Raw genomic sequence first — 10800 nt, 5'->3', positions numbered from 1 at the left:
CCTCCTGCGTGCTCCGGACTCAACACCCACGAGCTACACAGAAGGCCCTGCCTTCATGCGTGCATTGACATCAAGTCACACGAACGAGAACACGCCACACGCCCTGTTCGGTTGAGCAACAGCCTCTAACACCAGGCCTTGGTCGCCTCGCTGTCTGACACGTCGTTCCCAGTGTTCTAGGCCTGCTGACAAGGCATACGCGGTCTCCCCAACTGCGTCCGCCGGGCGTGTCGGCGACGTAGTCTTTCCCTGTCCCGGGCACGCACCCGGGGCACGCGGTGAGGGGGCGAATATGGACGCAGCACTGCGGGACCGAATCGGGCTTCTATGCGATCAGCTGAGCCGATGGCCCGTCCTGCGCACCACGATCACGGACGCCGGAGCGTACGCTGAACTGACCGATCTGCTCAGTATCCTGACTGGTCCCGATCAGCCGGATCCGGCGCGTGTCCAAGCGCTTCTCGAATCGATCGAGGAGGCCGGGAACGCGGTCGGTGTGGTCGGTTTGACCACCCGGATGATGGGGCTGGACGCCGGTCTCATCCTGCCCGGCGGCCTTTCCGCCGACCCCGGCGCGATGGTGGTCGGCTGGGTGTGCCCGCTGGGCCGCTGTGACCGCGTCGTGCTGCCGGCTGAAGGCGTGAAGACACCGATGTGCGCGGCAGGGCCGGACAAGCCGATGACGCCGCGCAGAACGCCGACGCGGTGACCGCCTTCCTGGCCGAGCTCGGGACGAAACTGGCCGACCGGTGGGTTCAAGCTCTCCTGCTTCCGGGGCTGCTTTGGGCCGGTCTGGCGGCTTCGGGATTCGAGCTCGGCCAAAACCATCCGTTCGACCTGACGCGCCTGAGCGCCGAACTGGACCGCCTCGCGGCCAGACCCGCCGCCCACGCTCCCGGAACGGTCGTCCTCGCCTCGGTGGCGGTCACGCTCGCCGGTACCGGGATCGGTTTGGCGGCGAGCGCCGGCGGAGTTCTCGTCCAGCGCGTTTGGACTCTCGCCGGGGACCTACCGCCGGCTTCCTGGCTGCTGGCCTGGCGTTGCCGGCGCTGGGATGCGGCCGCCGAAGCCTTGAAGAGCGCGATCCGCGCCGTCGACCGGCTCCCGCCGGCCATCGACCCGCGCGGCTATTCGGCCCAGGGTGCTGCGATCATCGGCGCGCAGGCCGAGGTGCGCCGCCGGGGGCGTCGGCTGGCGCGCCTGGGTCCCACTCGGCCGAAGCGACCGACCCGGATCGGCGACCGGTTCGCTGTGGTCGGCACCCGGGCCGCTGTCGTCAACGGTCTGGGTGATCTGACGGCTGTGTGGCCCCGGTTGTGGAGCGTGGTGCCGGAATCGCTACGTGCTGACATCACCGCTGCCCGCACTGCTTACACCGCCAGCGCGCGTCTGGGCGCCTGGGGGTTGCTTTACATCGTCCTTGCCGCTGTGTGGTGGCCCGCCGTGATGATCGGAGGTGCAGTGCTGGTCACTGCCGTGGTGCAGGGCCGCGCCGGTGCGAAGATGCTCGGCGATCTGATCGAGACTGCAGCCGATCTGCACACCGGGGAGTTGGCCACAGCCCTGGGGACGGCGGTGGGCCTCACGCGCGCGGACACGGGCCGTCTGGTCATGGAGGCGCTGGCACCGCCAACGTAGGGAGGTTGTCGGATCTCGCCCTGGTTTCTACCGAATGGTCACCTATTTCCAGCACGCCTCACACTATGGTGCCAGCGCCGAATTGTGCCGCCATCAGTCTTCTGAGTGCGTCGGTCTACTGCGGACCTGTTGTGCGCTGCCTGAGGCACCCGCCGACTTGGACCCACGGCGAATCTTGACCTGCAGTGTGGCGCGATTCCGGCGCGGTTCAACTGAAGAGCAAATCCTTCATAACGTCCTCAACGGCTGTCCCTAGGTGGGCTGCTGCTAGGCATGTGGTGTTGTGCGCTCCGGTCGAGTCCGGCGTCTGTGGAACGGCGATGAGCCTGGACTCGACCGATGGCGGTAAGCGGATATTCACTGCCTATTGAATTCCGATTCGAACCTGCGGATCGGGTGCTACTGGCGGCATCCCACGCGAGTATGAGCACTCGGCGTGACATGCGTAGATGAGATAGTCGGCACCCACAGCCTCCGTGCGCGGCGCCCAGATTCGGGGTGCACGCGCATCTCCGGCCTGACTGTTTTGCGCTACGGGGTTCGGAGAACCCCGAGGAGCTTGTCGATCTCGTCGTAGGTGTTGTACAGGGCGAGTGAGACGCGTGTCGCGGCGCTGAGTCCGTAGTGGCGCAGAGCCGGCTGGGCGCAGTGGTGTCCGGCGCGCGCCATGATTCCCGCTTCGTCCAGCCGCGCGGCGGTGTGCGCCGGGTCGGTTCCGTCGATGGTGAAGGTGAGGACGCTGATCTGCTGGCGGGGGTCGCCGAGCAGGCGTAGCCGGGGCACGGTGCCCAGTTGCGTCCGGGCATAGGCGTGCAGGGACGCTTCGTGGGACCTGGCGGCTGACAGGTCGATGGATGCGAGGTAGTCGATCGCGGTGGCGAGCCCGATCGCGCCGGCGATGTGCGCGGTGCCGGCTTCGAAGCGTTGCGGCGGCGGGGCGAAGTCTGTGTGGTCGAAGGCGACCGATTCGATCATTCCGCCGCCGACCTGCCATGGTGGCATCGCCTCCAGCAGGTCCAGGCGTCCGTACAGTGCGCCGATGCCGGTGGGGGCGAAGAGTTTGTGGCCGGACAGGACGTAGAAGTCGGCGTTGAGGTCCCGTACGGCGACCGGCAGGTGGGCGACGGCCTGGGCACCGTCGACCACGACTGTCGCGCCGTGTGCGTGGGCCAGAGCCGCCAACTCTCGTACCGGCAGGACGGTGCCCAGGACGTTCGAGACGTGTGCGAAGGCGGCGATCTTGGTGCGGGGGCTGAGTGCATGCGCGAACGCAGCCGGGTCGATCTCTCCGCGGTCGTTGAACGGGACGACCTTCAGCTGGGCGCCGCGCTCGGCGCACAGTACCTGCCAGGGCACGATGTTCGCGTGGTGCTCGAGTTCGGTGACCAGCACCTCGTCGCCGGGGCCGACGACGGATCTGCCGTGGGACTGCGCGATGAGGTTCAGGGCCTCGGTGGTGCCTCTGGTGAAGACGATCTCGCGCGGGTCCGCCGCGCCCAGGAAGGCGGCGACCCGCTCGCGGGCCGCTTCGTACAGTTCGGTGGCCTGGCGCGCCATCGTGTGCGCGCCGCGGTGGATGTTCGAGTTCTGGGTCCGGTAGAACCGGTCGACGGCGGAGATGACCGCTTCGGGCTTCTGCGTGGTCGCGGCGTTGTCCAGCCAGGCCAGCGGCTTGCCGTGCACGGTTCGCGCCAGCAGCGGGAAGTCGCGGCGCAACGTCTGAACTGCGAGTCCGCAGCCGGGCGAGGGCGAGGGCGTTTGGCCTGCGCGGGATTGTTCTGCGCCATCGAGCCAGTAGCGCCGCCCGGACTGGCCGCCGGTCCTGGCACCGCCTGCCGCTGTGCCGGCATCGGCGGTGCGGCTAGGCACCGGCGTAGTCGTGGTAGTGGGCGACCTGGACGTGTTCGAGCATGCCGACCGCGTCGTCGACGAGCGGCGCGATCGAGTAGTAGGCGCTGACCAGGTACGACCTGACGGCTCGCTGGTCGACGGCCATGTGGCTGACCGACAGCCCGGGGGAGTGCTGATCGGGCAGGACGGCCGGACGCAGGCCGACGACGCCCTGCTGCTCCTCGCCGACGCGCAGCAGCAGAATGCTGGAGGTCGAATCCGCCGGATCGACCGGGATCTTGTCCGTGGGCACCAGCGGCACGCCGCGCCAGCTGAGCATCGGGCAGCCGAAGAGCTCGAACACCGCCGGCGGAACGCCCCGCCGGGTGCACTCGCGGCCGAAAGCGGCGATGGCGCGCGGATGGGCGAGGAAGAACGCGGGCTGCTTCCACACCAGCGTCAGCAACTCGTCGAGGTCGTCCGGGGTAGGAGGGCCGGTCCGGGTCCGGCAGCGCTGGGCGGGGGTCACCGTGTTGAGCAGTCCGAACGACGGGTTCGTCAGCAACTCGTGTTCCTGGCGCTCGCGCACGACCTCGACGGTGAGCCTGAGCTGCTCTTCGGCCTGGTCCATCGGATAGTTGTAGACGTCGGCGACGCGGGTGTGCACCCGCAGTACGGTCTGTGCCACGGCGAGTTCGTGCTCGGGCGGATCGGTCTCGTAGTCCACGAACGTCTCAGGGAGCTGCGGCTCACCGTGGTGCCCGGCCGCGATGGCGTGTACCGCGCTGCCGACGCCGCGGCCGGTGATCTCACGCCAGGCCTGCAGCGAGGCGGCGGCCTCCGGGAGCTCGCCGACGAGTTCGAGCAGACGCCGACGGTCCAGGGCCAGCAGCGTGGCGTCGGTGCGTGCGGTCACGGTGTACGGCCACGGCGCGCCGTCCAGCAGCACGTCCTCGTCGAAGAACTCCTCCTCGCCGAGGAGCCCCAGCCGAGTGGCCTCGCCGTACCGGCCGGTGCCGGACTTCTCCAGGCGTCCGTGCACCACCAGGTAGAGCCGGTCCGCGGCCGCACCGGCTTCGGCGACCACCGTGTCGGCCTGCACCCGGACCATCTCGAAAGCGCCGGCGATACGCTCCAGCGTCTCGCTGTCCTCCACCAACCGCAGGAACCCGAACTCCGGCAGGTCGGCCGCCACCGGCTGCGGCTCGTGCAGCTCGCCGGACACCCGGATCCGGCCGTCGCCCAGACTGTGCGACACACACCGGTTGACCCGATAGGCACCGGCCTCCACCTCGACCCAGGGCAGCAGACGCAACAGCCACCGGGGAGTGATCGACGCCATCTGAGCCGGAGTCTTGGTGGTGGTCGCGATGGTGCGCGCGGCACGAGTGCCGAGGCTGCTGCGAGGGGCGTCCTGATGTGTGGATTCTGTCTGGGGCATGCCGGAACCTCCTGGATGAGCTCGCTCCTGGTGGTTCGGATCCCCTTGCCCGTAGCTATAAATCCACCCATAAAGACGATAAGCGGATCATTGACCCGTATCGAAGGGATCTGCTGTACTGGCAACGGCGGACTCGACTTCGCCGCCGGCACCGACCCAGGGAGGCATCCATGGAACTGACCGGTTCGGCCGCGGCGCACTGGCGCGGCGATCTCGCCACCGGCAGCGGCGACATCGACTTCCTCAGCTCTGGCGCGGCCCAAGCAAAACTCCGCTTCCCCCTCACTCCTGGCGAGCCCGAGGGACGCACCTCGCCCGAGGAGTTGATCGCTTCGGCCCAGGCCAGCTGCTACACCCTGATGCTCTCGCGCGTCCTGGAAATGGCAGGCACGCCGGCCGAAAGCATCGACACCCAGGTGAGCGCCGTGATCGTGCCCGGAAGCGGGTTCACCGGAATAGCCATCCAGGCCGTCGCCCGCGTGCCGGGGATCAACAATGGACAACTCCAGCATGCTGCTGCTCAGGCTGAACAGCAGTGCCCGGTCAGTCGTGCGCTCACCGCCATCCCCAGCACGCTGGAAGTACGCCTGGCTACGGAAGAGGCCTGATCCTCGGCAGAAGGAACGGCTGCTTGGTGCTCTCGACGGCTGCAGCCGGACGTCGCATTCTCAGCTACGGCCGTGGCGCCACTGTGGTGACCGCCGTACCGACCAGATCCGTGCGCGCCGTCCGTCCGACCGTCGCCAGCGGGCCCAGGCCGGACAGGACGTGCGTGAGCTGGTCGATGAGGCCGGGCGGTGCCGAGGTGGCGGCGCAGGTTCCGACGATCGACGCGCCGGCGATGTGTTCGGGACGGACGTCGTGCAGGGCGTTCACGATGTGGGCCGGGCGTCCGCAGGTCCGTACCCAGCCGGCGACCTGTCGGGCGTCGGCACAGTCGGGTGCGCCCGCCACGAGTACGACTTCGCTGCAGGTGGCCATACTGACTACCGACGCGTAGCGGTCGCTCGCGGCGTAGCAGTAGGTGGCCGGGTGCTGCGGGACGATCCATCCGAACCGGGAACGCAGCGCGGCGACCACCGGTGTGGCCTCGGCCAGCGGAATGCCTGGCGCCACCACCACGGCCACCCGCTTCGAATCGTCGACCTCCACCCGGTCGGCCTCGTCGAGCGTCTGGACGAGCACCGTCGCCGACGGGGCTTGATCCAGCAGAGCCGCCGACACGGCGTGGTCGGCCCGGCCGACCAGCAGCACCGTGCTCCCGCGTCCGGCCAGCTCCCTGATCTCCTGCTGGACTTCGGAGACCAGCGGGCAGGTCGCATCGACGACCGACAGGCCCAATGCCGCTGCTTCAGCCTGCACCGCGAGCGGGACACCGTGGGCTGGAAACATCACCGTGGCCGAAGGCGGCACGTCGTCCAGATCCTCGACGGCGATCGCGCCCTGCGCGTGCAACTCGGCCATCGTGAACGGGTTCGCGCTCAGGGGCCCGAGCAGGCGCGGCATCCGGCCGCGTTCCCGTGCGGCCATCCCCAATGCCCGCTGGGTGCCCCCACAAGCAGGTTCGACCGCGGCCAGGAGCAGTCGCCGGGTTCGCAGCACTCCCGTCCATGCTCCGACGACTTCGCGCACGGTGGCACTGACATCGGTGTCCCGATGATCGACCGCCACCGCGAAGCCCACGGCGGATGCGTCGCGGGCCAGATACGTCACGGCGTGCACCACCGCACTTCCTTGTGGTCCGCCGGGAAGCGTGCCGCCCGCCAGAGTCGAGGACCGTGCGTTCACTCCCCTGTTGCGTAGATCGGCAGCCAGGAGCGCTGCCGCCGGCGTCGCCACCGGGCCCCGTCTGGGGTGCAGGAAGCGCTCCGCCACCACCGCCTCGCCTGGCACCAGCGGCTCGAGTGCGCTGAAGACCTCCACCGATACGCTCGCATGCACTCCGACACTCCCACCTATCGCAACTATTTGATACTAGTCGTGCGGAATCCTCCCCACCGGCATACGCCGGAAACCCCGTTCGGTCAGGTCGGCGGCGGTCATCCCGGCAGCTGATCCGGAGCATGCACTCGATCTGACCAGGGAACGACTGAAGGTTCTGAGAACCGATACTCCGCAGCCCAAGGCGCAGTGGTGATCGACAGCGCACCCGATGCTCTAGGGCCCGTCGCCAGCCGGTGGAAAGCCGGCCGCCCACGCGGCCGTCGATGTCACTGCTGACACGACCCTCATACGCTCCAGCAATATGCGCACCACTGCGCTGGCCTGGTAGGGCCGTAGGCGGGCGCGCAACTGGGACAGCAACGCGTCGGCGCGGGCACTGTGCAGATACACCCAATCGTCCAGGAAACGGTGTCCGCTGACGCAGGCGGCCTCGACGTGGCCGTCATGAATCTGCAGTTCGGCCAGCCGGGCCACAGTGAGGGCACGGGGCAGCCGCTCCCCGGCGGGCCGACGGTGGATCGACACGGCAAGGTCCTCGCGGGCAGCCGATCGATCTCCGGCGGCGACCAGGACTTCGGCACGCTGGCGCGCCAAGGCCGCCGGATGGTAGGTACCCAGGGTGTCGCCCCCGTCGGTACTGGCCTGCAGATAGCGTTCCGCAGCACCGAGATGCTCCAGAGCGCCGCGCCGGTCCCTCGTCGCGGCACAGGCGAGAGCGAGCTGGCCGCACAGGAACGCCGCACTCGTACCGGACACTGATCCGCGCGCCTGCGCCGCGGAATCAGCAAGGCGCAGAGCTACATCATGGTGGCCGAGCATGTGGGCTTGCACACTCATACCGCGCAGCACTGTTGCGTAGGCGCCAGGATCCTGGGCTTCTCGGGCGAGGCTGAGCGCCTCCAGGTAGTACCGCTGCGCCAGGCCTTGAAGCCCTGAGTCGAAACACATGAACGCAGACAGATAGACCAGCTCGGACACTGCGGAGAGCAGCTTCCTGTGGACAGCAGTCGAAGCCGGCGCTCGCAGCCAGACGGCGACATCCCCCGACAGGTACGCGGTGAGCGCGCGGCGGATCCCGCCGCTGCCGAAGGCGATGTCCGATCTATAGAAAAGCTCTGTCATACTCTGGACGGCCTGCACCTGCGGCAGCCCAATCCGGGCTCCGGGCAATGCCTTGTCCGCAGCTCTCGGCAGCTTTCCCGCCTGCGACCACGCGGGCACCGAAGAGACCGCCGAGAGACTGTAAGCCAGATCGTGCAGGATCGTACGGCGCACCGGGTCGCCGTCGGCCGACCACAACTCGACCAGATCCGTCACAGCGCCGGACATGGGAACCGCGGACAGGCCATGATCAAGGTTCTGTGATGCGGACGCCAGTCCTGCGTCATGCGTCGTGACAGGTCGCCCCAGTTTTCGGGAAAGCGCCTCGACGATCAACGCGGCGATATGCGGTGCCGGGCGGACCCCGGCCACCCAGTGTGCCGCCGCACTGCGGTCATAGCCCAGCGCCAAGCCCGCCTCGGCGCCGGCGGCGTTGACCGCCCGGACCAGCCCTTGACCGCTGAACGAGGCCTCGGAGATCAGAGCTTTGAGTCTGGTGTTGGGAGTCCGTCGGGTCATCGCAACCGATCCTCCGCCCCTAGCCGCGCCACGCGTTCACAAACGAACGATCGTGCAGCACGTGCACCATGCTCGCCCCTTCGACAAGCTTCCACCATCGCCCAAAGGGGTGCCTACTGAAAAGTACCGGTAAGTACGTTCCATACCCGCCCCAGGCTTCGGAGACAATTCATGTCAATACTCGATGTCGAAAGGGTGCGCGCTGATTTCCCCTTTTTCGGCAACCACGCAGACGGCGATCCGCCGCTCGTGTATCTGGACAGCGCAGCGACCTCGCTCAAACCTCAAGCGGTGATCGACGCTGTCCAGAACTACGACCGGCACCTGAGTTCGAACGTCTCCCGTGGCGGCTATGCGCTGGCCAGGGCGACAACCGGCGCGTACGAGGAGGCCAGGGCGAAGGTCGCGGAGTTCATCCACGCCGCGAGTCCGGAGGAAGTGGTTTTCACCAAGAACGCCACAGAAGCCCTCAACCTGGTGGCCAACGTGCTCGCCTGGGCGGACCAGCCCCACCGGATCGGGCGCGGCGACGGAATCACCCTCACGGAGATGGAACACGTCTCCAACATCATCCCCTGGCAGCTGGTCGCCGAACACACCGGTGCCGTCGTGACCTACCTGGGAATCACCGACGACGGGCGGCTGGACCTGTCCCGCCTGGACGAGCAGATAACGGCACGCACCAAGGCAGTCGGCATCACCCACGTCTCCAACACCCTCGGCAGCGTCAACCCGGTCAGTGCCGTCGTGGCGCGGGCACGACAGGTCGGCGCGCTGGTCGTCCTGGACTGTTCCCAGTCCGCCCCGCACCTCGACCTCGACGTGCGCACTTTGGGGGCGGACCTCGTCGTATTCACCGGGCACAAGATATGCGGCCCTACCGGGGTCGGAGTGCTGTGGGGACGGCGCGAACTGCTCGTGTCCCTACCCCCGTTCCTCGGCGGCGGATCGATGACGGAGAACGTGACATGCGCGGGCAGCAGATTCACCGCGCCTCCATGGCGGTTCGAGGCCGGCACACCGCCGATCGCCCAGGCGATCGGACTCGGCGCCGCAGTCGACTACCTGTCCGGTATCGGCATGCGGTCAGTCACAGCCCACAACCAGAATCTGGCCGACTACGCGCTGAAGCACCTGCAGAGTATCGATGGGCTACACGTCGTCGGCCCCGTCGACACCGCCGACCGCGCACCGATCGTCTCCTTCGTGATCGACGACACCGACGCGGACGAGCTCGGCGAACTGCTCGACAATCAGCATGTCGCCGTGCGCGTCGGACGCCAGTGCGCGCATCTTGTCTGTGCCCGATTCAAGGTGCCGACCGTCGTCCGTGCCTCGTTCCACCTCTACAACGACACCGACGACGTCGACGCGCTTGTCAGTGCCCTCAGACACGAGCGGACCCCCCTCGACACCCAGGCCGTGAGACACGCCGAGGCGACAGCATGACCGGCCGATCCCCGGCCGCCGCGGTCACAGCCGGGGGACCGCTGCGCGACTACGACGACATCTTCGTCCCAGTGCTGTTCCACCCCTGGGCCTGCCTGCTCGTGGGCGCTCTCACCCCCGAGCCCGCGTCTGCGGCCCTCGACGTCGGCACCGGTCCGGGCACCGTGGCCCGCGTGCTGGCGGCCTGCGTGGGCCCGGCCGGCCGCGTGGTCGCGGTCGACTCCAACGCCGACATGCTGGCACTGGCTGAGAACAAGCCTGCCGTGGCCGGCGCGCCCATCAGCTATCTGGAAGGCGACGCCGGAGCGCTACAGGTCCCCGATGACGAGTTCGACGTGGTCACCTGCCAGCAGATACTGCAATTCGTCACCGACCTGCCCGCGGCACTGGCCAAGATCCGCGTGTCCGTCAAGCACGGCGGCAGGCTCGGCGCGCTCACCTGGTGCGCGCTGGACCGCAACCCCCTGTTCCGGGTCCTGTTCGACACCGTCCGCGACCAGTTCGGCAGCGAAGCCGCGGAGGCGTTCGCGAAACCGTGGTCGCTGTCCGCACCGGAAACCGCCCGCGCGGTGGCCGCGGCGGGGTTCACCGACGTCCTGGCGCGCCGGCACACGCTGCCCGCGGTGTTCCCCGGCGGCCCCGATCAGGTGTGCCGCTTCTTCGGGTTCACCTCAGTCGGCGGCGACCTCTCAGATCTGGATGAGACGTCACGCCACGCCTTCTACAAGCTGGCCAGGAAGCGCCTCGCCCCGATGACGGCCGGTGACGGCACGCTGTACACGACGACTACGGCCGCCCTCATCGTCGCCCGGGCCTGACAAGGCCCGCCATGACAGCGCCCACGACTGCGCAGTACATGCTGCGGGCCTACGAAATGA

At 68.2% G+C, this 10800-nt stretch carries 9 protein-coding genes; 5 read left to right on the top strand and 4 right to left on the bottom strand.

The genetic code is table 11. The annotated features are described in order from the left end of the window. The first annotated feature begins 292 nt into the window (after positions 1-292). A complete protein-coding gene (locus GWK61_RS27510; RefSeq protein ID WP_194912880.1) occupies positions 293-709 on the top strand; it encodes a hypothetical protein in 417 nt (138 codons plus the stop codon). Then, positions 655-1638, top strand: a complete 984-nt coding sequence (locus GWK61_RS27505; RefSeq protein ID WP_194912875.1) for a hypothetical protein — start codon at positions 655-657, stop codon at positions 1636-1638. The genes GWK61_RS27510 and GWK61_RS27505 overlap by 55 nt, the downstream gene beginning before the upstream one ends. 531 nt (positions 1639-2169) lie before the next feature. Here the strand turns inward: GWK61_RS27505 and GWK61_RS27500 are convergent. After that, entirely contained in the window at positions 2170-3354 is a 1185-nt protein-coding gene (locus GWK61_RS27500; RefSeq protein WP_228563035.1) for a cysteine desulfurase, read from the bottom strand. A gap of 145 nt (positions 3355-3499) precedes the next feature. Further along, on the bottom strand, positions 3500-4909 hold the full coding sequence (locus GWK61_RS27495; protein WP_194912872.1) for a family 2B encapsulin nanocompartment shell protein: 1410 nt from the start codon (positions 4907-4909) through the stop codon (positions 3500-3502). 170 nt (positions 4910-5079) lie between these two features. On the opposite strand from GWK61_RS27495, the gene GWK61_RS27490 reads away from it, so the two are divergent. After that, positions 5080-5517 (top strand): OsmC family peroxiredoxin, encoded by a 438-nt coding sequence (locus GWK61_RS27490; protein WP_194912870.1) that lies wholly within the window; start codon positions 5080-5082, stop codon positions 5515-5517. A gap of 64 nt (positions 5518-5581) precedes the next feature. Here the strand turns inward: GWK61_RS27490 and GWK61_RS27485 are convergent, their stop codons facing one another. Both GWK61_RS27485 and GWK61_RS27480 read right to left on the bottom strand, forming a co-directional pair. Continuing rightward, positions 5582-6850, bottom strand: coding sequence for a hypothetical protein (locus tag GWK61_RS27485; RefSeq protein WP_194912868.1), 1269 nt, complete (start codon positions 6848-6850; stop codon positions 5582-5584). Between the two features lie 216 nt (positions 6851-7066). After that, positions 7067-8473: an NsdA family TPR-like regulatory protein gene (locus GWK61_RS27480; protein ID WP_499702293.1), complete on the bottom strand. Its 1407-nt coding sequence runs from the start codon at positions 8471-8473 to the stop codon at positions 7067-7069. 171 nt (positions 8474-8644) lie between these two features. On the opposite strand from GWK61_RS27480, the gene GWK61_RS27475 reads away from it, so the two are divergent. Both GWK61_RS27475 and GWK61_RS27470 read left to right on the top strand, forming a co-directional pair. After that, entirely contained in the window at positions 8645-9922 is a 1278-nt protein-coding gene (locus tag GWK61_RS27475; protein ID WP_194912861.1) for an aminotransferase class V-fold PLP-dependent enzyme, read from the top strand. Next, complete coding sequence (locus GWK61_RS27470) at positions 9919-10740, top strand: methyltransferase domain-containing protein (protein ID WP_194912860.1); 822 nt, start codon at positions 9919-9921, stop codon at positions 10738-10740. The genes GWK61_RS27475 and GWK61_RS27470 overlap by 4 nt, the downstream gene beginning before the upstream one ends. Positions 10741-10800: the final 60 nt, after the last annotated feature.

The sequence above is a fragment of the Catenulispora rubra genome (assembly GCF_015356825.1).
In the GTDB taxonomy this organism is placed as follows: Bacteria; Actinomycetota; Actinomycetes; order Streptomycetales; family Catenulisporaceae; genus Catenulispora; species Catenulispora rubra.
The sequence above is the reverse complement of the archived record's forward strand: the minus strand, read 5'-3'. Positions and strand labels throughout refer to the sequence as shown.